General features: G+C 68.9%; 18 protein-coding genes and 1 pseudogene. 11 read left to right on the top strand and 8 right to left on the bottom strand.

Annotated features, from left to right (window positions below; genetic code table 11):
• The first annotated feature begins 20 nt into the window (after positions 1 to 20).
• The 4 genes from N2652_02475 to N2652_02460 are packed head-to-tail and all read left to right on the top strand — an operon-like array spanning position 21 to position 4814.
• Positions 21 to 1208: a hypothetical protein gene (locus tag N2652_02475; GenBank protein MCX7818063.1), complete on the top strand. Its 1188-nt coding sequence runs from the start codon at positions 21 to 23 to the stop codon at positions 1206 to 1208.
• Positions 1205 to 1621: a peptide chain release factor-like protein gene (locus N2652_02470; GenBank protein MCX7818062.1), complete on the top strand. Its 417-nt coding sequence runs from the start codon at positions 1205 to 1207 to the stop codon at positions 1619 to 1621. Before N2652_02475 ends, N2652_02470 begins: the two co-directional genes overlap by 4 nt.
• Positions 1618 to 2508 (top strand): hypothetical protein, encoded by an 891-nt coding sequence (locus N2652_02465; GenBank protein MCX7818061.1) that lies wholly within the window; start codon positions 1618 to 1620, stop codon positions 2506 to 2508. The genes N2652_02470 and N2652_02465 overlap by 4 nt, the downstream gene beginning before the upstream one ends.
• Complete coding sequence (locus tag N2652_02460; protein MCX7818060.1) at positions 2505 to 4814, top strand: hypothetical protein; 2310 nt, start codon at positions 2505 to 2507, stop codon at positions 4812 to 4814. Before N2652_02465 ends, N2652_02460 begins: the two co-directional genes overlap by 4 nt.
• 29 nt (positions 4815 to 4843) lie before the next feature.
• On the opposite strand, the gene N2652_02455 is transcribed toward N2652_02460, so the two are convergent.
• From N2652_02455 to N2652_02435, 5 genes are all read right to left on the bottom strand, one after another.
• The gene (locus N2652_02455) at positions 4844 to 5584 is read right to left on the bottom strand and encodes a sulfite exporter TauE/SafE family protein (protein MCX7818059.1); all 741 of its coding nucleotides are present in this window, start codon (positions 5582 to 5584) and stop codon (positions 4844 to 4846) included.
• Positions 5585 to 5594: 10 nt separating this feature from the next.
• The gene (locus tag N2652_02450) at positions 5595 to 6314 is read right to left on the bottom strand and encodes a GDSL-type esterase/lipase family protein (protein MCX7818058.1); all 720 of its coding nucleotides are present in this window, start codon (positions 6312 to 6314) and stop codon (positions 5595 to 5597) included.
• Complete coding sequence (locus tag N2652_02445) at positions 6311 to 6793, bottom strand: hypothetical protein (protein MCX7818057.1); 483 nt, start codon at positions 6791 to 6793, stop codon at positions 6311 to 6313. Before N2652_02445 ends, N2652_02450 begins: the two co-directional genes overlap by 4 nt.
• Before the next feature lie 418 nt (positions 6794 to 7211).
• A complete protein-coding gene (locus N2652_02440) occupies positions 7212 to 8492 on the bottom strand; it encodes a Gfo/Idh/MocA family oxidoreductase (protein MCX7818056.1) in 1281 nt (426 codons plus the stop codon).
• 22 nt (positions 8493 to 8514) lie between these two features.
• Complete coding sequence (locus N2652_02435; protein ID MCX7818055.1) at positions 8515 to 10254, bottom strand: glycosyltransferase family 39 protein; 1740 nt, start codon at positions 10252 to 10254, stop codon at positions 8515 to 8517.
• A gap of 255 nt (positions 10255 to 10509) precedes the next feature.
• Here N2652_02435 and N2652_02430 point away from each other — a divergent pair, with 255 nt between their 5' ends.
• The 3 genes from N2652_02430 to N2652_02420 are packed head-to-tail and all read left to right on the top strand — an operon-like array spanning position 10510 to position 14377.
• A complete protein-coding gene (locus N2652_02430) occupies positions 10510 to 13197 on the top strand; it encodes an ATP cone domain-containing protein (GenBank protein ID MCX7818054.1) in 2688 nt (895 codons plus the stop codon).
• The gene (locus tag N2652_02425; protein MCX7818053.1) at positions 13188 to 13604 is read left to right on the top strand and encodes a hypothetical protein; all 417 of its coding nucleotides are present in this window, start codon (positions 13188 to 13190) and stop codon (positions 13602 to 13604) included. Before N2652_02430 ends, N2652_02425 begins: the two co-directional genes overlap by 10 nt.
• Positions 13601 to 14377, top strand: a complete 777-nt coding sequence (locus N2652_02420) for an anaerobic ribonucleoside-triphosphate reductase activating protein (protein ID MCX7818052.1) — start codon at positions 13601 to 13603, stop codon at positions 14375 to 14377. Before N2652_02425 ends, N2652_02420 begins: the two co-directional genes overlap by 4 nt.
• Here N2652_02420 and N2652_02415 read toward each other — a convergent pair.
• The 3 genes from N2652_02415 to N2652_02405 form a co-directional block, all read right to left on the bottom strand.
• Positions 14349 to 14690, bottom strand: a complete 342-nt coding sequence (locus tag N2652_02415; GenBank protein ID MCX7818051.1) for a cupin domain-containing protein — start codon at positions 14688 to 14690, stop codon at positions 14349 to 14351. The two genes, N2652_02420 and N2652_02415, sit on opposite strands and share 29 nt — an antisense overlap.
• Positions 14691 to 14709: 19 nt before the next feature.
• Positions 14710 to 15531 (bottom strand): 4Fe-4S binding protein, encoded by an 822-nt coding sequence (locus N2652_02410; GenBank protein MCX7818050.1) that lies wholly within the window; start codon positions 15529 to 15531, stop codon positions 14710 to 14712.
• A gap of 143 nt (positions 15532 to 15674) precedes the next feature.
• On the bottom strand, positions 15675 to 18758 hold the full coding sequence (locus N2652_02405) for a glycosyl hydrolase (GenBank protein MCX7818049.1): 3084 nt from the start codon (positions 18756 to 18758) through the stop codon (positions 15675 to 15677).
• A gap of 241 nt (positions 18759 to 18999) precedes the next feature.
• On the opposite strand from N2652_02405, the gene N2652_02400 reads away from it, so the two are divergent.
• The 4 genes and pseudogenes from N2652_02400 (at position 19000) to N2652_02385 (ending at position 24011) form a co-directional block, all read left to right on the top strand.
• Positions 19000 to 20025 (top strand): MoxR family ATPase, encoded by a 1026-nt coding sequence (locus N2652_02400; GenBank protein ID MCX7818048.1) that lies wholly within the window; start codon positions 19000 to 19002, stop codon positions 20023 to 20025.
• A 16-nt stretch (positions 20026 to 20041) separates the two neighbouring features.
• Positions 20042 to 20932, top strand: a complete 891-nt coding sequence (locus N2652_02395; GenBank protein ID MCX7818047.1) for a DUF58 domain-containing protein — start codon at positions 20042 to 20044, stop codon at positions 20930 to 20932.
• Positions 20929 to 23076 (top strand): BatA domain-containing protein, encoded by a 2148-nt coding sequence (locus N2652_02390; protein ID MCX7818046.1) that lies wholly within the window; start codon positions 20929 to 20931, stop codon positions 23074 to 23076. Before N2652_02395 ends, N2652_02390 begins: the two co-directional genes overlap by 4 nt.
• A 263-nt stretch (positions 23077 to 23339) precedes the next feature.
• Positions 23340 to 24011, top strand: a pseudogene (locus N2652_02385) (PA14 domain-containing protein).
• The last annotated feature ends 871 nt before the right edge of the window (positions 24012 to 24882 follow it).

Here is a 24882-nt window from a genome sequence, read left to right as displayed (position 1 = left end):
GCGCGGCGCGGGGCGCGGCGATGCAGGCGGGCGCAATCGCGCGGCGGGTGGCGGCGATTGCCGGCGCCGCGCTGCTGGCGGGCGGCTGTGCGACCACGCCGCTGGAAGCGGCGCGCGAAAACTACCGGCTGGGGCGGTATGACCGCGCGGATACCGTGCTCAGTGCCGATCCGGCCGAGGGCGACCGCGACCGGGTGCTGGTGTTGATGGAGCGCGGAATGATTCGTCACCGCGCGGGACGCTATGAGGAGAGCAGCCGCGACTGGATTGCGGCCGCGGAGCGCAGCGCGCAGCTCGAGACCTACAGCCTGAGCCGGGGCGCGGCCAGTTGGGTGGTGAATGACACCGTGCATTCCTATCGCGGCGCTCCCTTCGAGCGGACACTGCTGCACTCGCTCACCGCGCTGAACCACTTTGCGCTCGCGCGCTGGGACGAGGCGGGTGTCGAAGCGCGTCGTACCATTGACGCGCTGGACGCCGCGGAGCGTGACGGTTTCCCGCGCGACGCGTTCTCGGCCTATGTCGCCGGTGTTGCGCTGGAGTTGCTGGACGACCCCTCCAACGCGCAGCTGCTCTACCGTCGCGCAGCGGACGCCGCGCCTCCTGGCGTCGCGGTGGACGCCGCTACTGGCCGGCTAGGGCCGCGCGCCGCATCCACGAACGATCCACCGTCACCCGCCGAACCGTTGCCGCGCGCGGGCTGGACCGGTGAACTGATCTGTTTTGTGCTGCTCGGTGAGCTTATGCCCGCCGCCGGCGGCATCTTCCGCCCCTCGCCCGGATACGTCGACATCCGCATTGGTGGGCATCCTGCGGGCCGCAGTTGGCCGCTGGCGGACGTCGCGGTGCTCTCCGCGCTGACGGAGGAGCGGCTCGCCGCGATGCGGGCGGCGAAGACGGTCGCGCGGGTGATGCTGAAGGACGTGATCGCCGGCGTGATCGAGGACAGCACCAACAATTCCGGGCTGGGCGATCTCGTGCGTCTCATTTGGATCGGGCTGCTCGAGCGGCCGGATCTGCGGCGATGGGAAACGCTGCCACGTTCGCTGCAGGTGGCGCGCGTGCGATGCCCACCCCGGTGGGAGCCCATCGAAGTGGTGTACCGTGCTGCGAACGGCGCCACGCTGGGCACGGTCACCATTGCCGCGGCACCGCCGCGCCGCCGCGATCGTTTCGTGATGCTGGTTCACGACGATATGCGGCCATGACGGCGGCCCACGCACATCTCCCGTTGGACCGCGCGCTCGCGCGCCGATTGGCCGCACTGCACATCCGTGAGGAGGACCTCGACGAGCGGTTTGTCCGCGGCGGCGGCCCCGGCGGGCAGAAGATCAACAAGGCCTCGTCCTGCGTGGTATTGCGGCACCGACCCACCGGCATCGAAGTGCGCTGTGACCGCGAACGGTCGCAGGCCGTCAACCGGCAGCTCGCGCGGCGGAAGCTGTGTGACCGACTCGAGGCATGGCAGCGGCAGAGCAGCGCGGCCGACCGCACGCAGCGGGAACGTGCGCGGCGGCAAACGCGCCGGCCGCCGCGTTCCGCTCAGCTGCGGCGACTTCATCACAAACGCCGCCGTGCCGAGCGAAAGGCTGAGCGACGGCGCCCGACGGTGGACGAATGAAATCGGTCAGGCTTGGCCGGATTGCCCTGTGGTCGCTGGCGGCGGCGATCGCGCGGTGCGCGGACGCGGAGGAAACGCTCGAACGGCGCGAGCTCCCGCTTCACCTGACAACCGGCCATCTCTATTCGGCGGAGTCGTCAGTGCGGTTGGAGCCCGCGGCCGGCGGCGAAGCACCGACGCTGCGGTGGTCAGTGGTGGTGGACCACCACGGGGGGGAGGCGGCATATCCGGTCGGCTGGCCTCGTTTTGGCATCCGGCTGCCGCCGGAATGGCGGGACTGGTCGGGATGGGAACGGTTGCGTGTGCGCTGGCGCGCGGAGGGCACTCGTGAGCGCTGGCCTGAACGGGCGGTGGGAGTACAGGTGTATGCGCCGGACAAGGCGTCCGCGAACACGGAGTGGTGGTCGGTGTCGGCCGATTCGGGCTGGCGGGACTGGTGGCTTGACCTGGATCGTCTCGCCGACCTTGCGCACGTTGCACGGATCCAATGGCACGTGGCTGAGTCGGAGTATCGTCATGGTGAGCGCGTAGATGTGTGGATCGCCTCCATCGCGCTCGAGCGGTACGCGCAGCCGACGGTGGTCGAGACGCGAGTCGGGCATGGCTGGGTGTGGGCCGATGCACGCGCGGTTCTCGGTAGTGTCCGGCTGGCGGGTCTGCGGCCCGGCGCGACCGCGACGGTGATCTGCGAGGTGGCGAGGGAGGGGCGGGTACTGGCGAAGCGGACCGCGGTGCTCGGCCGCGGCGCGTGGCGGCTTTCCGTGCCAGCGCCGCCTGGTGGATTCGGCGAGGGAGCGGCCGAGTGGATCGTGCGCATGACCGACAGCACGCAGGCGGTGACGGCGGCAGTGCGATTTGTGGCCTCGCCATGGGAGGCACCGCGATGAGACCGGCGCGGTGGTTGGTCATCACCGCGCTGGTGTTGCCGGCGATCGCCGCCGAATTGCCGGCGAGGGTGGGGTTGGACCTCGGCGCGGTAACCTCAGAGGTGTGGGCAGGGTTTCTGCGGCTCACACCGGAGGACCGATGGACGAACGGTGCCCTGGCGGGCTGGGTGGACGCACCGGGCCTGCGCGCGGTGGTACAGCGGCATGCGGTGCCGGTGGAGAACCCTGCGCGCGGCCGCACCGAACCGCCGCCGATGTGGACGAGTCCGATCACGGAGGATGCGTTGCTGGGGACGGAGGCGGCAACCCTGCGCATCGCGGTCGCGCCCGGTGAGTACGAGGTGGAGGTCATCTCAGGATCCAGTGTCTCCCAGCACCGCGCGTGGGTGTTTGATTTTGATCTTGCGGTGGGCGGTGCGACACAGCGGGTGATCGTCGCCGGCATCTATGAGTTTCGGTTCACGCGGCTGCATGCGGTGGCGGGACCGGACGGCCTCGAGGTCCGGTTTCTGCCGAGAAACCGCTGGATCGCGAACGCGGTGGTGGTTTGGCCGGCCGGCGATCCGGCTGCGGAGCGCGACATGCTCGCAGAGGTTTACGAGTGGACCTTTGGCCTGCCGCCGCATGAGCGCGAACGCTGGCGAGAGGACCCGCCCCCACCGCCGGGTGAGGTGGAGCCTCTGCGCCCGCACGAGCGAGAGCGGGGCTTTCGAGTCTGGAGCCGGCACTGGATGGAACCGGTGTATCCCGCCAGCGAACCACGGGGTGAGGAGCTCGATCCGGAGATCCGGCTGTTCGCGACGCCGGGGGAGCTGGAGCCCTTCACGGTGGTGGTGCGGCCGCTGCGGGACCTCGAACGCATCGAAGCGGAGGCGCTTGGCATCGGGCCAGTGCCGGCCGGGCGGATTGAGCTTCGGTCCGTGCGGTACATGCGGGCGCGGCCGAACTACTCGGTGTTTGGGAGCTATCGAGTCGTCCCTGATGTGCTGGAGCGGTGGGCGCCCCGGTCACTCCGTGCGGGCGAAAACCTCCGGCTGTGGGCGACGGTGCACGTGCCGGAGGACGCACCCGCCGGTGAACATCGGGGCGGGATCGTGATCCGCGCGGGCGGCGCGCGGGCGGAGGTGCCGGTGCGTCTGCGCGTGTTGCCGTTTCGGCTGCGAGAGCCCAAGGACCGTCTCTATGCGATCTATTACCGCCATCCGTTGGACCTGGCCGACGCCGCACCGGACGCGATCTCTCGCAACTACTGGCGCCGCAAGGCGGAGCTGGAACATGCCGACATTGCAGCGCACGGCACGCGCAACGTTGTGCTGCACGTCTCCGCGTCACCGGCGGACGAACGCGGTGAGTTCCGCATTCGGTGGGACCTGCTCGGCGAAAAGATCGAGCTCGGGCGTCGGCACGATTTTCGTGGACCGCTTGTCGTGTCGTTTCCGGTGGAGGCGGTCTATCGTCGCCACACTGGCCGCACTTATGGGAGCCATCTGCGAGGGGTGGAGCGGCCCCCCGCCGCGTTCGCGGAGGAAATCACCGCGATGGTGCGCGCCATCGAGGCGGGGCGGCGCGAACGGGGCTGGCCGGAATTTCTGTACTATCCGGTGGACGAGCCCTCCACCGAGCCCGCCGCGGTCGAGTTCATGGTGACCGTGCTGCGCGCCTGCAAGGCCGCCGGCGTTCGGACCTATGTGACCGCTGATCCGACCGCGGACGCGTTTGAACCGTTGCGTCCGTGGGTGGATGTGTGGTGTTATCAGGCGTTCAATGTGCCGGCCTCCCGGGTGCACGCCGACCGCGCGCGAGGCATCGAGTACTGGTGTTACCCCAACCACGTGGCGGGTGAGAACGATCACACCCCCGTCGCCGGCGCCCGGATGACCTATGGTTTTGGTTTCCATCGTAGCGGCTACCGGGCGCTGATCCCGTGGATTTACCAGGCCAACGTCGGCAATCCGTGGAACTATCTCGACGGACCCTACATGGACTTCATGAACCGCAGCGAGCCCGACGGCACGCCGACCCCCGTCGCACTGTGGGAGGCGTATCGCGAGGGCTGGGACGATGCGCGGTACCTCGCGACTCTGCAACATCTGATCGACGCGGCGCGAGAATGCGGGGGACCGGCGGCTCACCGCGCTGCGGACGCCGCGGAAGCAGAGCTGCAGGGAGTTTTGGATGCGGTGCCCGCGCTTGTGCGCTTCAAGACCGAGGGCTTGTGGGACGCCGATGAATTTGACATCCATCGCTGGCGGATTGCGCGACGGATTCTGAAGCTGATCGCCGCTGGCGTCCCCCCACCCAGATAGATGAGCGTGCCGCCGCCGCGCGACGCGCCTCACCACAACAGCCGCAGACCGGCGAGCGCAGACAGCCACAGTACGATCTGCCGAAATATTGCCTCCGGAATGCGATGGACGATCGACCGCCCGACGACCCCACCGAGCACGACCACTGGAGCCATCAGCACCGTCAGGCGCGCGAGATCCCGGGTCAACATCTGCTGGGCGACGAACACCGGCACCTTGGTCAGGTTCACCAGCAGAAAAAACCACGCCGCGGTGCCGACGAACTCCTGTCGTGGCAGTCCCCGCGCCAGGAGGTAGAGGTTCATCACCGGTCCCGCGGCGTTACCGAGCGTTGTCGCGGTGCCGGCCAACACGCCGACCGCCGCGGTCGCCAAGGGGTGATGTGCCAGCCGCTCCCACTGCAGGCGGCGCCGTAGAATGTCGAGCGCGACCATGCCCAGCACCAGCATGCCGAGCAGGCGCCGCAACCGGTCGTTGTCGAGGTGTGAGAGCCACACCGCGCCAGCGACGAGGCCCGCGGTAACCCATGGTGACAGGCGGAGGATCCAACCCCACTTCGCGTGCTGCCGGAAAAACGCGATGCCCAGCGCGTCGCCCACCAGCAGAATCGGCAGCAGTGCACCTACCGACTGGCGGGCCGGCATCACCATCGCCATCAGCGGCACCGCGAGCATGCCGAGACCGGGCAGTCCGCACTTCGCCATCCCGATGAGCAGCGCGGCCGCCCCCGCTGCCGCCCAGGCGCCCGGGCTCATCGGACGGTGCGGCATGCCGGCCGCCTCATGGTGTGAGCGACGCCGCGGGGGCGATGAGCCCCTCCCGGCGGAGCCATTCCCGGATTTGTTCCGCCCACTGGTGATAGCCCAGGGCGGTCAGATGAAGCCGATCATCGCGGTAGAGCTCCGGTCGGGGGCAGCCGTCCGCGCCGAGCATGGCAGGTGCGACGTCCAGTATCGCCACCCCTTCGGTCACGCAAATCTCCTGGATCCGACGGTTCGCCGCCTTGAACTGGGTCCACAGATGCCATCGCCGCGGCGAGGGCTTCATCAGCACGACGAGAATCTTCATGTCTGGCCGCACGAGCCGACAGCGGCGAATCAGCTCAATGTAGTCATTTGCCGTTTCAATCGGATCTCGGCCGAGCGCCACGTCGTTTTCGCCGCAGTACACGACCAATGCGCGGGGACGATAGGCCGCGACGACCCGGTCGAACCGTTCGAGCAGGTCTCGCATCGTCGCGCCACCAAAGCCGCGATTCAACACGGGCGCCCCCGGGAAATCGTTCGTCAGCGTGGTCCACAGTCGGATGCTCGAACTTCCGGTGAACACGATCGGATCCGCCGGTGGGGGCCGAGCGGCGTCCTCCCGGTCAAACGCCGCGATCTGGTCTGCGAACCGGGCGGCGGGCAGCGCCGGCGTGACCGTGAGCAGCAGCGCGCCCGCGCAGCAGACCCACCACCCCCGGCACGCCTCTGCCCAACGCATTGCCGCGCCGATCACCCCTTCAGCTTCTCGCGAAGATGTGTCGGCAGTACTTCGAGCACACCGGCCAGGTCGAGCACCAGTTCCGCATCCGGAGCACCCACCACCCACCCTGGCGGCAGATCGTGGATGATCCGCGCCAGCGGATAGGTCACCCGTCCCATTTTGATCTTGCAAAGCAGATCCCACGAGTCCACCTCGACCACCACCGCCGGGAACAGATCCGGTCGCCAGCGCGGACCTCTCAGCTCTTCGGGCAAGTTTTCGAGAAACAATCGCGAGGGCAACCGTACAACATTCTGCGAGTCGCCCAATGCCTCTTCGATCGTCCAAAACATGCGCACCAGCGAGTCGAGCGATTCGCCCCCGTCTTCGAGATCAAGGTCGAGTTCCGGCCGCCTCCCCCGCAGGGGAGGCGCACCGCTCAGCCGTCGTTCCTGACCGCCGCTGGGCACTGCAGTGACGTCCCCGTCAAGCCCGTTTGTGATCATACTCACGGCCATGCCACCTTGCCACTCACAAATTTTTTGTAGCCACTTTGCAGACCGACCTAGCAGCTAGCATGCCAAGCCATTGAGTCGCAGAGGCCGAATCCGTGGGGGTCAAGATGGTCGAGGGCACCCGTCGATCGGGGTTGGTCGGCAGGGCACGGCGGTGTTTCCATGGATTCCGCTGGTGGCCAGATCTTTACTGGTCCATGACCGCCCTTCGGGCAAGTGGGGTGTGGAAGTGACCCTACCCTGGCGTTCGGCGCCCACTGACCGCGGGCAGGCCTGACGGCCTCCGGACCGGCCGGGGTTTTGCGGTTCTGCGCTTACCGAAGATTCAAATCTGGGGAGCTCAAGTCCTGCTGCTGCGCTCGCACGCACGTTGGGTTGCGGACGCCATCTCTTGCGGAACGGAGCGAGCGCGCACTCACCCGCTCCACGGGTGGCGCCATGGCGCGCGGTACTCCCGCTTCATTCGCGCGACCGCATCCTCGCCGACGGCCTGTTCGCGATTCGCGTCCCATTCGACAGTTCGGCCCAGGTCCATCGCAATCATCGCCAGCTTCACCGCGATCGTTGATGCCGCACCGTCGCGTGTGCTGCAGCCGGCGGGACGGCGCCCACGCACCGCGTCCAGGAACTCCTGCATGTGTTCGCGGGCGAGATCGGCCTTGGCTTCGGTCACTTTGCGTTCCGCCGGTTTGCCGCGCGGTGTGAAGATCCAGCGCTGATCGGTGACGAACACGGTGCCTTCGTCACCGTAAATGAAGATGCCGTTTTGTGTGTCGGGATCGTGTTCCTGCGCACCCCACAGGCGGTGGCGCCAGACCAGCGGGACATCGCCGAACTCAAACCACGCGCTCATGGTGTCCGGCGTGGTGATCCGGCCAGCATATCGGACCAGTGCGCCGCTGGCGGCAACGCGACGTGGAATCGCCGCAGTCAGAAGTACGCGCGCGGCATCGATCAGGTGAATGCCCCAGTCCGCGAGATGGCCGTGTCCCACCTCGCGCTCCAGCCGCCACGCCTTGTGGCCAACCTGGGGTGAGTAGCGCAGCTTCGGGCCGGGGCCGCACCAGAGCTCCCAGTCCAGCTCGGGCGGTGGGTCCTGCGGGGTGGAGTCCAGCAGACCGGCGGCGTAGTGGATCTGCGCCTCGAGCTGGCGCACCGTGCCGAGGCCGCCCTGCCCGATAAACTCGCGGACCTGCTGGAAGGCGGGGCTCTGCCGGCGTTGGAAGCCAATTTGAACGACCTGCTTGGGTCGCGCCTCGGCGGCGCGGACCATCGCCTGGCACTCACGGATGTCATAGGCGAGCGGTTTTTCGAGGTATACGTGCAGACCCGCTTCAAGCGCGGCGAGGAACTGCAGCGCGTGCCAGTGGGGGGGAGTGGCGATGATCACCGCGTCCAGCCCGCCGGCGGAAAGCATCTCCTCGTAATGCTTGAAGGTGCGCGGCCGTCGGTCGTTCTGGCGCGCGGCGATCTTTCTGGCGGTATCCTCGAGGTGGCGGGCGTCCACATCGCAGAGGCTGGCGACCTCGACGCCGCCGGCGCGGTGTGCGGCATCGAGCAGCACGCCGCCGTACCAGCCGCAGCCGATCAGACCGAGGCGCAGCGGTTCGTTCGCGGTGGCCGTTTCCGCGCCGCGGACCGCAACGCTGGCGGCGACGCCGGCCGCCGTAGTTTGCAGGAAGGTTCGCCGGTTCATGATGTTGCACCTCCGTTACTGTTCATGGACTGGCCGGCGACGGGCCGCCGCCGGCGGTCTCCAGATTATCGAAGACGGACAGTGTGTACCACGAGCCAGTGCCAATCACGAACACGCGGAGATCGCGGCGGCGGTAGCCCGGCAGCGCCAGACGTTCCAGTTCGGCGCTCCAGTCGCTGCGTGCGCGCTTCGGCCGACCCCAGCCGCGTTCCGCCAGCCGCGTGCGCAGCAGGTCGTCCACATCGAGCCGTTCTGCGGCGGAGAGCACCACGCGGGGGCCGGGGGTTCGCATCCGGTCGCGGATCTCCTCGACGCCGCTGGCGGCGCGCCAGCGGCAGCCGGTGTAAAAAACGGTGGAGGGCTCTTGGTAGCGGTGCCAGATACACTCGGTACCGGCCGGCAGCCGCCCCAGCATCGCCTGCAGTGCGGGGCCGGCGGAAAGCTCGCGGAGCGTGCGGGCGAACACGCCGCCGCCGACCGCCAGCAGTAGCACTGCGGCAACCATCACCGGCGAGCTCGGCCGCGGGTAGAGCCACTGCGCGGTGAGCAGACCCAGCAGCAACAGCGCGAAACCGACAAGCAGGGGCGCAAGCGGGCCGAGCAGGGGGTCACCCCGGGCGAGCGCTGCGGCTGCCGTCGCCAACACGATCAGCGTGCCGCCCAGCGCGATCACGCCGGTGCGCCAGCGCCGAGCCCAGCGGGGCAGGTCGGCCGCGCCGCGCGCGATCATGCCCGCCCGCGGATCCGCCGCGCGGCCCAGCAGCAAGAAGAACGCGGGCATGCCGGGCAGGATGTAGTGGGGCAGCTGCGTCGTGTAGGCGAAGAAAATCAGGTAAGGCGAAAGCCACCAGCTCAAAAGAAAGCGCGTCAGTGGCGTACGGTCACGTCGCGCGGCCACCACCGCCGCGCCGACCCAGGCGACCCAGGGAAAATAGCTGAACAGCGCGGTCGGCAGGTAGTAGAAGGGAATGAACGGGCGGCCGTCGAACGCTTCCAGTCCCCGCCGCACTACGTGGTGGCCGATGCCGATGCGCCAGAACTCGCCGCCGGTGCGCAGGAGGGCGAGCAGTCCCCACGGCGCGATCACCGCGAGCGCTAGCAACGCGCCCCGCAGCGCACCGAGGTTGCGCCAGCGCAACGGGCGCCGTTCCAGTCCCCATCGCCACAACAACAGCGTCACCAGCGGCACCAGGATCGCGACCGGCCCTTTTGCGAGAAATCCAACCGACAGCGACAACCACAGTTGCCACCACCAGCCACGCCGCGGGCCGGCTCCTTCGCCAGCCAGCAGATGCCAGAGCGCCTCGTGTGCGGCGGTCACCGCCAGCACCATGGGCATGTCGGCCACCGCGGCGCGGCCATGGATGAAGACCTGCAGCGCAAACAGCCACGTCAACCCCGCCGCCATGCCGGCGCCTTCGCTCCACCAGCGAAGGCCCATTCGGTAGAGCAGCGCGGCCATCAGCGCGGCGGTGAACACCGCGTGTGCGCGTGCGCCCAGCTCGTTGCGGCCGAACACCGCGTAGCCGGCGCGCATGAGCCAGTAGGTCAGCACCGGCTTATCGAAGCGGTACTGGCCGTTGAACCAGGGCACGACCCAGTCGCCGCGCTCGATCATTTCGATGGTGGCGCGGGAAAATCGCGGCTCGTCGCGGTCCAGCAGCGGCAGGGTCCGGCTGCCGGGCAGCAACAACAGCAGCGCCAACACGCCCAGGGAGATCGCGCCGTAGAGATACCGCTGAGGGTGCCGGTTCGGCTTCATGGCCACGTCGCAGTATTTGCCGTCGACCGCATCAGAACAAGCTCGGCGATGCAACGAGCCTGCTCCGTCAACACGCCGCACAGCGCCGCGGCCTCGCAGCGCCGACCCCCGAAAAGGCCGAAAATGGCCGAAACCACCATATATTGAGACCTCACAGTTGACACACCCCAATCCTTGGTCTTTGATTGCAGAGTCCGCGGATTTTGCTTCAACGTGGACACACGGGTGTGGTGGGATCGCCCGGGAGGGTCCGACGTGAGTCAGGATGGGTTTGACGGGTTTCGAAAGCGGGACGGCACGGTGGTGGCGTTCCGCCGCGAAAAGATCGAACGGGCGGTGCGGTTGGCGGCGGAGTCGGTGGCGCGGCGTGAGGGGCTCACCTTCTCGGATGACCTGCAGCGCCGAATTGCGGACCGCGTGATCGAACAGCTCAACGACCCGCGCAGCGAGTACTACGTGTTCCCGGACGCGGAGGGTCGGCGGATTCCCGAGATCGAGGACGTGCAGGACCTGGTCGAGATCACGCTCAGCGAACAGGGCTGCGCGTCCATCGTGACCGCCTACAAACGGTACCGCAAACAGCGGGAACAGGCGCGCCGCAAAATCCGCGTGCGGGATGCCGTCGTCAGCGGCGTGCAGGACATCACGGATGCGAGTCTGCTGCTGGTGCAGTCGTCGAGCGACGCGGTCGTGACGCCGTGGGACCGGCGGCGGATCGTGCAGCAGCTGGTGAACCGTGTGGGACTGTCGGTGGAGGTGGCGGCGTCGGTCGCGAAGGCGGTGGAAAACCAGGTGATCGCGAGCGGTCTGGACAACATCACCACCGCGCTGATCCGCGATCTGGTGAACAACGAGCTGTCGCTGCGGGGGCTGCCGGCGCAGCTGCGCGACCTGTCAGTGTACGGCGTGCCGCGCGACTACATCGAGCAGCTGATGTTCACGAAGTCGGTCGAGAACTCGAACATCGTGAACAACAACCCTGAGGCGGTGAACCTCGGCATCGCGGAGCTGGTGCTGAAGCAGTGGGCGCTGGACACGATCTTTTCGCCCGAGGTCCGGCGCGCGCACCACACCGGCGCGATCCACCTGCACGATCTCGGCTACCCGCACCGGGTGTACTGTTCGTCGCATTCGGTGGAGTACGTGAAGAAGTACGGACTGCGGGGGTTGGTGAACCTGAACAACGAGTCGAAGCCCGCGCGCTCCGCGTCGGTGCTGACCGGCCACCTGAACACGTTCTTGGCCTCGATGCAGGCGAACTACGCGGGCGCGCTGGGGCTGGGCTACATCAACATCTTCTATGCTCCGTACCTCGTCGGCATGACCGATCGCCAGCTGCACCAGGTCGCGCAAGAGCTGATTTTCAACGGTGCGCAGAACGCGTTTTCGCGCGGCGGCCAGACGCTCTTTCTCGACTTCAACGTGCACTCCGGCGTGCCGTCGTATCTCGCCGACGTGCCGGCGATCGGTCCGGGGGGCCGCTATCAGTTGCGCCGCGCGAACGGCGCGATCGAACCGCTCGAGGAGGAACTCCACCGCGATGGCACGTCGCCGTGGCCGCGGATGGAACTCTACGTGCGCGAGCCCGACGGTACGCGGCGCTGCGTGCTGCGCGAAATGCCCGACCGCGACGGCAATGTGCAGTACGATCCGCAGGTGGACGCGGCGCTGGCCGCGCGCGGCGAGCGCGTCGTGCGCTACGGCGACTACCGCCGAGAGGCGATGGCGTTTGCGCGCGCGCTGCTGGACGTGTGGGCGGAGGGCGACCGGAACGGCCGGGTGTTTGAGTTCCCCAAATGCGATTTCCACGTCAGCGAGGAGACGTTCGAGGATCCGGCGCAGCTGGAGATCTTTCACCGCGCCTGCGAGGTCGCCAGCCGGAACGGCTCGCCGTACTTCGTGTTCGACCGCGACCAGGTCACGCTGGCCGCTTGCTGCCGGTTGCGCACAACGATCACGGACGCCCATCTGTTGCGCCATCCCGAACGCCTCCGCTTCTGCGGCTTCCAGAACGTGACGATCAACCTTCCGCAGGCCGCCTACCGTGCTGCCCGTGCGGGGCGGCGCACGCTTGAGGGATTTCTCGAGGAGGTGGACGCGACGATGGACCTCGCCGTCGCCGCGCATCTACAGAAGCGCGCGAAGATCGCGGAGATGATGAGCGGGCCGGGCCACCCCCTCTGGCAGATCGGACAACCGGCATGCGACGGCCGGCCCTACGTCGAGCTCGACAAGTGCACCTACATCATCGGGCTGATCGGTCTGAACGATGCGATCCAGTTTCTGACGGGCCGGCAGTTCCATGAGAGCGACGAGGCGCTGATGATGGGACTGCGGGTGGTCGCTCACATGCACCTGCGTGCGAAGCGGCTGAGCCGCAAGCACGGGCTGAAACTCACGCTCGAGGAGTCACCCGCGGAGAGCGCCGCACGTCGGCTCGCCAAGAGCGACCTGATCTATTACCGACCGGAGGCGGAAACGGTGGTGAAGGGCGGTGAGGATGCCGCCTATTACACCAACTCGATTCATCTCGCCGCCGATGCGCCGGTGCCACTGGTGGAGCGCATCCGCAAACAGTCGATGTTCCACCCGATGATTGAGTCCGGCGCGATCATCCATGCGTTCGTCGGCGAAGAGCGGCCGTCGCCCGGCGCAATCGCTCAGCTGGTGCGCGAGACGCTCTACCGGACCCAGTGCGCGCAGCTGACGATTTCGCCCGAGTTCACCTACTGCAACCGCTGCGGGCACACGATGCGCGGGCTGCGCGCCACCTGCACCGAGTGCGGTAGCGACAGCGTCGAACAGGAGACACGAGTGGTCGGCTACTTCAGCAAGATCCGCAACTGGAACAAGTCGAAACGGCACGGCGAGCTGCCGGCCCGCCACCGGGGGAACTACGCAGTGGAGCCGGCGGGCGCGGAGGAGGCGGCGCGGTGGACGTGAAGATCGAGGCGGTCGTGTTCGGCAAGGCCGGCTGTGACAAATGCAAGGCGCTGCTGCGCCGAGTGACCCAGCTGGCCGAGCAGCCGGAATGGGCGGATGTGCGCGTGCGCTATCTCGACGTCGAAACGGAGGAGGGCCTCGTCGAGTTCTGTCGCATGGAATGCCTGAATCCACAGCGCTTGCCGGCGCTAGTGGCCTGCCGCGCAGAGCCGGACGGTCGTCTGGTGCCGATTCCGGCGGTGCCCGCCGCCGCGACAGATCCCGTGTTGGGCGCCTGCCGGCTGTATCACCTCGTTGGCCTGCAGACGGACTACTCCCCCCGCGGTCGCGGCGTGATCACGCCGGCGATGATCGTGGCGGTGCTCGAGCAGGCGCGCGCCGCGCTGCGTCCGCTGGCGACCGCATGAGTTGCGCTCGAACCCACTCCTCTCCCGACGGCGCGGTCCGCATCGGCATTGCCGCGTCGCTGCGGTCGCCGTCCCTGGTCGACTGGCCCGGCCGGATGGCGGCGGTCCTGCTGGTGCCCCGCTGCAATCTGCGCTGCGGGTACTGCCACAACCGCGCGCTGCTGGAGCTGTCCGCCGACCCGATGCCGTCGGAAGTGCTCGGCGCGTGTCTGGCACGGTTTCGGGAGCTGTGGGTGGATGCGGTCGTGCTCAGCGGCGGAGAGCCGACGCTCGCGGACGACCTGCCGGAGGTGATCGGGCGGCTGCGCTCCGCCGGGTTTCGCGTGAAGCTCGACACCAACGGCACCCGCCCCGACCGCCTCGCTGAAGTGATCGGCGAGTTGGACTACGTCGCGATGGATTTGAAGTGCGCCCCCCACAACTACCCGGCTCGACTCGGCTGGGCGGCGGTGGATCGTCTGCAGGAGTCAGCCGAGCTGATCCGGCGATGCGCGCCAGACTATGAGTTCCGCACCACCGTCGTTCCCGGTTGGCACGATGACGCGGAGATGGATGCGATCGCGGACTGGGCGCGGGGCGCGCGGCGGTGGGTGTTGCAGGCGTTTGAACCGCGGGAGGATCTGCCCGACCCCGCGCTGCGCCAGACACCGCGCACACCGGCGGCGCGGCTGCGGGAACTGCGCGACCGCTACCGCGGACTAGTGAACGAGCTGCTGGTGCGCGGCGACGAGCCTGCCGCCGTGCTCAGCCAGCGGGACGGCTGCGGATCATGATCAAGAGCATCTTGAAGCGCTCTCGGGCCCGCACCGAGTGCGGTACGCCTGCCGGCATGATCAGCAGCTCGCCGTCCCGCACGGTGTGCACCGTGTTGCCGACCTTGAACTCGCCGGTGCCCTCCACCACTTCAACGGTCGCATCGTAGGGCGCGGTGTGTTCGCTCAGTCCCTGGCCGGCGTCGAACGCAAACACGGTCAGCGTGCCCGCCGGATGGTCCAGCAGTGTACGGCTCACCACCGCGCCGGGTCCGTAGTCCACCAGTGCGGAGAGTTTCAGCACCCGATTGCGCAGGTCAGCGGAAGCGGACATTGCATCTTCCTCCGATTTTTCAGGCAGGGCCCGCGACGCGCACCGTCTCCATCACCTCACCATCGAGCGAGAGCGTCACCTCGTCGAGCGGGAGGTCCTCGCGGCCGCTGCGGTGCAACGCCTCCTGCGCGATCGCGGTGAGCCCCCCGCAACAGGGCACTTCCATCCGGACGACGATCGCGCGCGGAATTGAGCGATCCGCGAGGATCGCGGCCAACTTCGGCACGTAGGGTTCCGTGCGGTCCAGCTTCGGACAGGCGACCACCACTGCCCGACCACGCAGAAATCTCCAGTGCGCGTCCGCGCTCGCAATCGGGCCGCAGGTGCTCATGATCACCAGCTCCCGCCCCCGGAAGAACGGCGCGCCGGGCGTCACCAGATGCAGCTGCACTGGCCACTGCCGCAGCTCCGACGGCAGAATCTTGGGCGGCAAACCGCCATTGTCGACCGGTTGGGCGTCGGCCGGCGCGGCGGGTATGCGCACTCGCGTGCCTGGGCAACCACCGAAGTGCGGGGCTGTGTGGGCAGCGGCGGGTGGAGAGGCGTCGGTGTGCCGTCGGGCGACCTCGTCGAACCGGCGTGCCGCGGCCTCACCGCCGGTCGCGGCCACGTGGTGACGGGCGGCAATCGGGTCATAGTCCGGCACGTCGCGCTCCACGATCTTCAGCGCGCCGGTCGGGCACTCCCCCACACAATCGCCAAAACCGTCGCAGAAATCTTCGCGCACGAGCTTCGCTTTGCCGTTGACGATCTGCAGCGCGCCCTCCGCGCACGCGGTGACGCACTCGCCGCAGCCGTTGCACAGCTCCTCGTTGATCTCAATCACCTTTCGTCGCGGCATGGACAGGCTCCTGACCCGCCACGTTCTGGCGGCGAAGATACCGTAGCCGTGGCGCGGCGCCCCCGCCTTGACGAAGATCAAGTTTTCTGCAACGCGGCCCGACCCCGACTCGTCGTCTCGCAAAGCCGAACGGAGCGCGCGGCTCAGCGGAGGGTCTCGACGACGAAGGGTTCGAACAGTCCGCAGGGGATCACGTCGTACGCGGCGCCAGGCGGCGGATCTCCCCGGGGCGCCTGTGCCATGTTGAACGGGGAGGCCAGCCCGCGCACCGGCCCCGCGTGGAACGGACCGAGCAGGTTTTTCAGCGTGCCGACAACGGTCACCGCGATTGTGTGCCGGCCGGCCGGAAGGTCGGCGGGCAACTCCAGCTCATACGGCGGCGCGGCGATCAAGCCGGCAGACCGGTCGGCGACCCGCACCTCGGCGACCGTGCCCCACCACGAGGGCAGCCGTACCCGCAGTGGCTCGCCAGCGGTCATCTCGACGTCGGCGCTGTATTCAACGCGGCCTGCGTAGGTCGGCAACCCTTGGGCGGACCACGATCCGAGATGAAGTGGCTGCGCCGGTACGATCGCGAATCCCTTCTCCGCGGGACGCGGCAAGAAGTCTCCGAGCAACACCACTTGGTCGAGCTCATGCAGCATGGTCATCGGACGCGCCCGCAGCACCAGCGTGTTCGTGCCGGAACGGGCGATCGTGGCAATCGGCACGCGACCGAAGGCGCGATCCAGCCACCACGCGCCGGGCGCCGGCTGAACCGGCTGGCCGTTGCATTCGATCGAGTACAGGTCCGGCCGTTCGACCACGGCCTCGAGATCTGGCGGTGGCGCACCGTCGATCACGAAGCGGTACGTGGCCGCAAAACCGCTGTCTGGCGGGAACGAGACCGTGATCAGGCGATCCCGGTACTGCACCGCATGCCGCCAAGGGTTTTTCGCGAGGCCGTGCTGCTGGAAGATCCAGTCCGCCGCGGCCACCACGTGCAGGTTGGTGCGTCGTCCGGCACAGTCGACCTCGACGAAGTCCAGCGGCAGCGTGGCTGGGTCGAGCCGCCGCACGCGAATCGGTCCTGCCAGTTCGATGCGGCGCCCGGAGGCTGGCGGCGCCGGCGGCGGGACGGGGCCGGAGCTGGCGGAGAGCCGCAGCAGGCGGCTGCCCGCAGGGGGCAGCGCGAACGGCACGCGAAGGCCGCTCGGCACAACCTCTGCGGGAGCGGGGAAGATGCGCCCCGTGAACGCGTCCCAATCCTCTGCGGAACGTGCAGGTGTGAGCACGTGGCCACGGCTCCACTCGTTGGAACTGGTATTGACCAGCAGCAGCATCTCGTCATCGCCGATGCGGCGCCGGTGATGGAACAGCTTGCCGGCGGTGTCCGCACGGACCACTCGCGCGCCGGGCGCGTGGTTCGGCGCGAGCGCCCCGGCGAGTGCCTCGGGCTCGATGCGGCGCCAGCCGGCTTCGCGCGCGAGCCGCGCCGGCTCCTCCGCGGTCTGGCCGTCCACGCGATCGGGCGGCGGGCCGCAGGCAAACACGGTGCCGCCGTCGCGCAACAGCGCGGCGAGCATGCGTACCGTCGATGCGGAGAGATTTTCGGTGCCCGGCGGCAGCACCACGGTGGAATACTGGCGCCGTCCGACGCGGAGCCGGCCGCCGACGGCGGTGCCGATTCGCCCGATCACATCTTCGCTGCCGAGCTCATACTCGATCTGCGCGGCCTCCAGCCACCCGAGCAGCCGATGAAACGCCTCCGCGATCTCGACGGCGCGCGCGGAGGCCTTCGGCCCCTCCTGGTACATCCAGCAGGTCGTCGTCGGCTCGATCACGAGCGCGGCGGCGGGTGGCACCTCGCCCTGCGTGAGCACCCACTGTAGCCGAGCGAAGTAGCGCGCCTGTGCACCGTAGAAGTCCCACCACGGCGCGTGGTAGGAGAACGAGACCGGGTAGTCGCGTTTGCGAGCACCCCGGATGCTCACGTGCGATAGGTGTTGATTGATCGTGTTCACGCCCAGCGCCAGCAGCCAATCGCCGATTCGCTTCAGATCCTCGAACCGCACGTCCCAGCCGCTGCCGCCGTACGCCTCACAGAGCGTGCGCGGCCGCCCCGCCTGCAGCGCGACGCTCTGAAGTTCGCGGACGCTCCGCACGTTGCCGAACTGCGCCGCGGGTCCCTCCGCGTACTGGTTGAACAGAATGTCGATACCGGGACGCTGCATCCAGAGGTACATCGCCATGTTGTCCGGCACCTGGCGAGCCAGCGGCCACTGGTGCTCCCAGTAGTGACCGGTCAGTTCCAATCCGTGCCGGCGGCAGTACTCGTGATAGGGGATCGCCCATCGCTCGACGAACAGCTCATGCGCGGTGCGCGCGAAGTCGTGCCGTACGCGCCGCCAGTCGCCCAGCTCGACCCACAGCGCGGCCAGGAGCGGTTGCAGCTCATAGCCGCGGCGCTTGCGGAACTGCTCCGCAAAATCGGCGGTCCACGGCAGGCCGCCGGTGCCGGAGATGTGCGGTTCGTCGGTGAAGGTGCCGCGGATCAGCCGTCCGAACCGGTCCGCGAACCGCTCCCGATAGGGCTCGAGCGTCACCTCCAGGAATTTTTCCGTGACGCCCGGCCGCAAAAGGTCCACGTACCACCAGCCGCCGTACCAGTCTGCGGCGCGGCCCTCCGTCTTGGTCAGCACCGTGAGGTAGCGACCCTCCGGCAGGGCCTCAGTGGCGCTCAGCCGGGCGCTGACCTCGTCCGGCCGCTCGCCGTCCAGCCGCCAGACGGCCACAATCGCGTTCGTCCATGCGGGTGGCCGCTTCGACTCCTGCGCAACCAGATTCACCGCTTTCGCATCCGGCATCGCCTCGGGCACGTGGCCACCCCCGAAACCGGAGGGGTAGGAGTTCTCATCGTAAATCCAAAGCTCCATCCCCAACCGTTGGGCCTCGCGGACGCAGTGCGCCCACAGCTCAAACCACCGCTCGCCCAGATACGGCGTGCGCAGGCCGGGCCGCGGATGGATCATCACGGAGCGGATACCCTGCCGCACAAACTCCTCCAGCCACCACGTCGCCTCCGCGGGTGTCAGCTCGTCGTTCCAGACCCAGAACGGCACCGTGTGATGGCTGGCTGGCGGGTCGCGAAACCCCTGCTGCAGCGTCTCGAGCGATTCCGCGGCGGCGGCCCCACAGAACAGCGCCACCGACGCCGACGTCGTGCGGAACCAAGCAACGGGTTTCATACGAAGCGGCCTCCGTGTCTTCACGGCAGCACAATGGAGGGTGCTCTCGGAGGGGTCAAGCGGTTGGTGGGCACCGTCGGGCTGCCGCGCTCCGGCGGGCGCCGGAACGCTGCCCGTGAGCGCAGGCGGATCGCGGCCCGGCGCCGGGGCCGGCCCGCCGCGCCTGGGTGACGGAGGTGGACATCGCCGAAAGCCCTCTCGTATACTGCCGCGCACGCTTTTTCGGACAAGGAGAACACCGATGACCGCCGAACCCACGATGAGCCATGAGGATCTTCGCCGTGCGGAGGAACTTCGCGACGCGTACCGCCGCATCACCGCGGAGCTGGCGCGGTTCATCGTCGGTCAAGAGGATGTGATTGAGCAGCTCGTGATCGCGATCCTCGCCCGTGGCCATTGTCTGCTCGAAGGCGTGCCCGGCCTGGCGAAGACGATGATGGTCCGGAGCCTCGCGCGCACGATGGACCTCTCGTTTCGGAGGATTCAGTTCACCCCGGACCTGATGCCGGCCGACATCACCGGCACCGACATCATCCAGGAGGAACCCGGCGGCCGCCGCCAGCTGGTGTTCCAGCCGGGTCCGATTTTCGCGCAGATGATTCTCGCGGACGAGATCAACCGTACCCCGCCGAAAACGCAGGCGGCGCTGCTGGAGGCGATGCAGGAACATTCGGTGACCGTCGGGAACCGCACCTGGCCGTTGCAGGAGCCGTTCTTTGTGCTCGCGACACAGAATCCGATCGAGCAGGAGGGCACCTACCCGCTCCCCGAGGCGCAGCGCGACCGATTCATGTTCCACGTGGGCGTGGACTATCCGAGCCGGGACCAGGAGCGGGAAATTCTCGCCCGCACCACGGGGCTGTACGAAGCGGAGCTGCGACCGGTGATCACCGGCGATCAGATTCTCGCCTGTCAGCGCATTGTTCGAGCGGTGCCGGTGCCGGACCACGTGACCGAATACGTGTTGGATCTCGTCCGCCGCTGTCGCCCGAAAGAACCGGACGCATTTCCGTTTCTGCGCGAGCTGGTCGAGTGGGGACCGGGACCGCGGGCGGCGCAGGTGCTGATTCTCGGCGCAAAGGTCCGCGCGATTCTGCGGGGACGCTACCACGCGACGATTGCGGACGTGGTCGCGCTTGCCCGGCCGGCGTTGCGGCATCGGATCGTTCCGACGTTCAACGCAGAGGCGGAGGGAATCACGCCGGTGCAGATCGTGGAGCGCGCGCTTGCCGAGCTGCCGGCGGTCGAGCCGGAACCGGCGGTCTGACGGCGGGGTGCGGTCCGTGGCGGTGCGTCCACCGCTGTTGTCCGCCGATGACTTGCGGCGCCTCGCGACACTGCAGGTGCTGGCCCGTTCGGTGGTGGAGGGGTTCTGCAGCGGTCTGCACCGTTCTCCGCACAAGGGCTTTAGCGTCGAGTTCCGCGAGCACCGCGCGTACGTGCCGGGCGACGAGATCCGCCGTCTCGACTGGAAGCTCTACGGCCGCCGGGACCGGTTCTACGTGCGCGAGTTCGAGGACGAGACGAACGTGCGCGCGACGCTCGTGCTGGACGCAAGCGGCTCGATGGCCTACGGGGATCCGAGCAAGCTCGAGTATGCCGCCCGGCTGGCGGCGGGTCTGGCCTGGTTGCTGCTTCAGCAGTCGGACGCAGTGGGGCTGCTGACGTTCGACACCGCGCCGCGCCGCTACATACCGCCCCGCGCACGCCCTGGCCACCTGCGCGTGCTCACCGACGCGCTCGAGCGCACTGTCGCCGGCGGTGAAACCGACCTCGGCGGTGTGCTGCATGACGTCGCTGCGCGTGTGCACCGGCGGGGGCTGCTGATCGTCATTTCCGACTGCCTCGGCCCGCTGCCGCAGCTGCTTGCGGCGCTGGCGCACCTGCGGTTTGTCCACCACGACGTTTCGGTGATTCAGGTGCTGCATCCGGACGAGATCGAGTTTCCCTTCCGCGGGTGGACGCGGTTCGAGTCGCTCGAACGCGCCGGCCACGCGCGGCTGCTGGATCCCGCCGTGCTGCGCGAGGCGTACCGGCGCCGGGTGGATGAGTTCCAGCGGGACCTGCGCCGCGGATGCCATCGTCATCGGGTGGACTGGACGTTGATGACGACCGACCGGCCCTGGGCGGAGTCGCTGGCGCGCCATCTGGCGCGGCGACGGAGGCGGGCATGACGTGGTTGAATCCCGCTTTGCTGGCCGGCGCGGCGGCCGCGGCGATCCCGGTGATCATTCACCTGTTGAACCGCCGCCGTTTTCGCGTTGTGCGCTGGAGCGCGATGATGTTTTTGGAGGATGTGCTGCGCACGAACCGGCGCCGCATCCGGATCGAACAGTGGTTGCTGCTGGCGATTCGCGCCGCGATTCCGGCGCTGCTGGCCCTGGCGATGGCCCGGCCCGTGATCACCGGTGCGGGCGGGCGGATCCGTCGGGCGCCGACCTCCGCGGTGATCCTGCTCGACAACAGCGCCTCGATGGAAGTGGGTGAAGCTGGCCGCAGCGCGTTGGCCGCCGCCCGCGAGGCGGCCGGCGCGATGCTGGAGGAACTGCCGCGCGGCTCCGAGGCGGCGGTGATCGGCATGGCGGGGCCGCTGCCGCTGGCGGAGGAGCCGACCGTGGACCTCGCGCAGCTGCGGCAGGCTGTCGCGGACGCGGAGGGGGGCTGGGGCGCCGCCCGGCCCGCGGCGGCGTTGCAGCGCGCTGCCGCGCTGTTGGAGCAGCGCATGCACCATGCCGACCGGCTGCTGGTGATCATCAGCGACTTCCAGCGCGCCAACTGGTCCACGGACCGCGCGGAGGAGCGACGTCGCGCCTGGACGCGCCTGGCGGCGCAGCCGGTACCGCCCCGTGTGGTGCTGCTGCCGATCCGTACGCCGCCGGTCGACAACGTCGCGGTCGGGCCGGTGGAAGTCTCGCGCGGGATGCTGGGAGCGGGCCAGACGCTGCGCGTGCGCGCCGCCGTTCGGCTGTACGGCGGGCGTCCACGGCCGCACACGCGCGTGCACTTCCGGGTGAACGGCGTTGAGTTGAAGAACGCGACGGTCCGGCTGGAGCCGGGAGCGGTTGAATTTGTGCAGTTCGCGCACGTGTTCGATCGTGCGGGCTCTCACATAGTCGAGATCGGAACCGAGGCGGACGCGTTTCGGCCCGACAACGTCGCGGCGGCGTCGGTGATCGTCGCGGACCGGCTGCCGGTGCGGCTGGTCAGTGGCGACCCCAATCCGGTGCCGCTGCGCTCGGAGACCGCGTTTCTGGAACTGGCGTTGCAGCCGTGGAAGACCGGGGCCGGTCGGGCGGTGGACTTGGTTGAGGCCTCCACCGTGCCGGAGGCCCGCGCCGAGCCCGCCCATCTGAGGGACACACGCGTGGTGGTGCTGGCGAACATCCGGCAGTTGTCTGCCGCGTTGGTCGAGGCGCTGGCGACGTTCGTTCGGGAGGGTGGGGGGGTGCTGGTGGCGCCCGGCGACCGCGCGTCCCCCTCGTGGGCGGCGGCAGCGCTGGACGAGGCGGCGGGGCTGCTGCCGGCCCGACTGAGCGGGATCCTGGGCCGCCCGGACGACGAAGCCGGTGCAGTGGGGTTCGCGGGGCGGTGGCCCGCACATCCGGCGCTCGCCGGACTGCGGGAGGGCGCGTTGAGCGGCGCCCGGATTCGTGCGCGCTACCGGCTCGAGGTGCCGATCGAACGTGAGGACGGTGTGCTGCTGCGCCTGGAGACCGGGGAACCGTGGATGGTTGAGCGACGGGTGGGCGAGGGTCGGGTGATCCTGCTCGGCGGACCGGTGGACGCCGATTGGAGCAACCTGCCGTTCCAACCCGCCTTTGTGCCCCTGATGCAGGAGCTGATCATCTACCTGGGTTCGGTGGTGCATCCGCCGCGAAACGTCGACCCCGGCGAGCGCCTTGCCGCACGACTGGATGAGAACGCCGCGGCGGGCGAGCGCGCGGTGTTGACACTGCCGGACGGCGCCGTGCGGGAACTGCCGGTGACGGTGCGCGGACTGCACCGCGTGGTCGAGTTCGGCGAGACCGACCGGCCCGGCATCTACCGGCTGCGACCGCCCGGTGGCGCGGCACCGATCGCCTGGGTGGTGCGTCGTCCGCCGGAGGAATCGGAGCTGGCGCCAGTGTCGGAGCAGGAGCTGGCTGCGCTCGCCGCCGAGGCCTCCGCAACGGTGGTCGAGTCGCCGGAGGCGTTCCGGCGTCTGGAGCGCGAGCGGCGGGAAGGCCGGGAGCTGTGGCGCGCCGCCTGGTGGGGTGTGCTCGGACTGCTCGGGCTGGAGCTCATCGTCCAGCGGCGGCTCGGGGGACGCGCGCGGTGAGCTCGCTGCACTTTACTGGGTCGGTCGCGCTCGCACTTGCGGTTGCGGTGGTCGGCGCTGCCGCCGCGCTGGCGACATATCGCCGGGAACGGCCACCGGCGGGTGGTGTGGCGCTCCCCGCCACGCTTCGCGCGCTGGCGATCGTGTTGGTCGCGCTGATGGCCGCCGGTCCGGTGCTGCGTCATCGCCGTCGGGTCGGTGAACCGCTCCAGGTGCGCGTGGTTCTGGACCAGTCCGCCAGCATGGCGCTCACCGATGCACAGATGGAGACCGGCCGAAAGCTGCAGATCGCGCATCAGCTGGGTTGGGTGGACGCCGCCGGCACTGAAAGCACACTGTTGCGGGCCGCCGATGAACTGCGCGCCGCGCTGGACGAGCTCGACGCCGCCCGGTCCGATCGTGCCGCTGCGGTACGGTCCGCCGCCGACCGCATCGCGAACGCCCATCGACTGCTGTCGGACCTGCCGGCGGCGACGTTTTCGGAGCTGCGCTCGCCCGGCCGCGCGGATCTCGAGCGTTGGAGCAATATCGGTGGCGACCGGGTGGAGGATCTGGTCCGCTCGCCCAGATTCCGCGGCCCGCCGGACGAACGCCGCGCGCTCAGCTCGCTCGATGTGCCGGACGACGGTGCCGACCAGTTCGGCGAACGGATCCGCGCCTACCTTCTGCCGCCGATGACCGGCGACTACGTGTTTTGGCTCTCCAGCGACGACCACGCGGAACTTCGGCTGAGCCCCTCCGGTGAGCCAGACCGCGCCGCGGTGATCGCCCGCGTGGAGGGGTGGACCTCGCCGGGCCAGTGGGAGCAGTTCCCCAGCCAGAAGTCCTCGCGCGTGCCGCTGGAAGCCGGCCGTCGTGTCTACCTTGAGATTCTGCACAAGGAGGGCGGCGGGCAGGCGCACGTCGCGGTGCGGTGGCAACTTCCCGACGGCACGCTGGAGTCCCCGATTCCGGCCACCCGGCTGGTGGCGTTTGAAACTGGGGGGGCGGTGGACCCCCGCCCGGCGATTGAACGGGACCTTGTCGAGGTGGTGCGGCGTCTGGCTGCGTCGGGAGACGCGGCCGCCGAGGTGGCCGCGCTCGAGTCCCGGCTGGCGGTCTGGGAACGCGAACTCCGCGAGTTGTTCCTGCGCCGCACCGCGGCTGCGGACCTCAGCGAGCGGCCGGCGTGGCGCGCGGCGGTGGAGCGGTTTGACCGCACACCCCGCTTTGAGCGTGCCGCTATGGCGCTGTGGGGAGGTCGCCAGCCGCTGTTGGCCGCGCTGGCGGAGGACTGCGATCTGCACGTGCTGGCGCTGCGCGAGGGCCGGCTCGAGGAGCTGTGGAGCGCGCGTTCCGGGCCTTTGCCGACGGAAGGCCCGCCGCCCGCCGCGACCGCGCTGCCGTCGGGTTCGTTCACGGACCTGTCGGCGATGGGCGGTGGCCTCGGCGCGGAGGGTGCCGACGCGGCCGCGGTGCGGGCGGCGATCGTGCTGATCTCCGATGGCCGGCACAACCAGGGGCCCTCGCCGCTGGAGGCCGCCCGACTCCTCGGCGCGCGCGGCGTTCCGGTGATGGCGGTCTCCATCGGCAGCGATCGCCCTCCCGCCGATGCGGCGCTGCTGGGCGTGGAAGCGCCCGACGCGGTCTTTCACCGGGATCGGGTTCGCGGGCGCATCTTTCTGACGGACCACCGGCCGCACGGCTCTCCGCTGACGCTGTGCATTCGCACTGCCGCGGACGGAGAGGTGATCTGGTCGCGCGAATTGCCGCCTGGCGACGCCGAGCGAGTGGTCGAGTTCGACTTCCCCGTGGAGAAGATTGCCG

This window comes from Kiritimatiellia bacterium, from assembly GCA_026417735.1.
Taxonomy (GTDB): domain Bacteria; phylum Verrucomicrobiota; class Kiritimatiellia; order PWTM01; family PWTM01; genus CAACVY01.
This window is presented reverse-complemented; position numbering and strand designations above follow the sequence as displayed.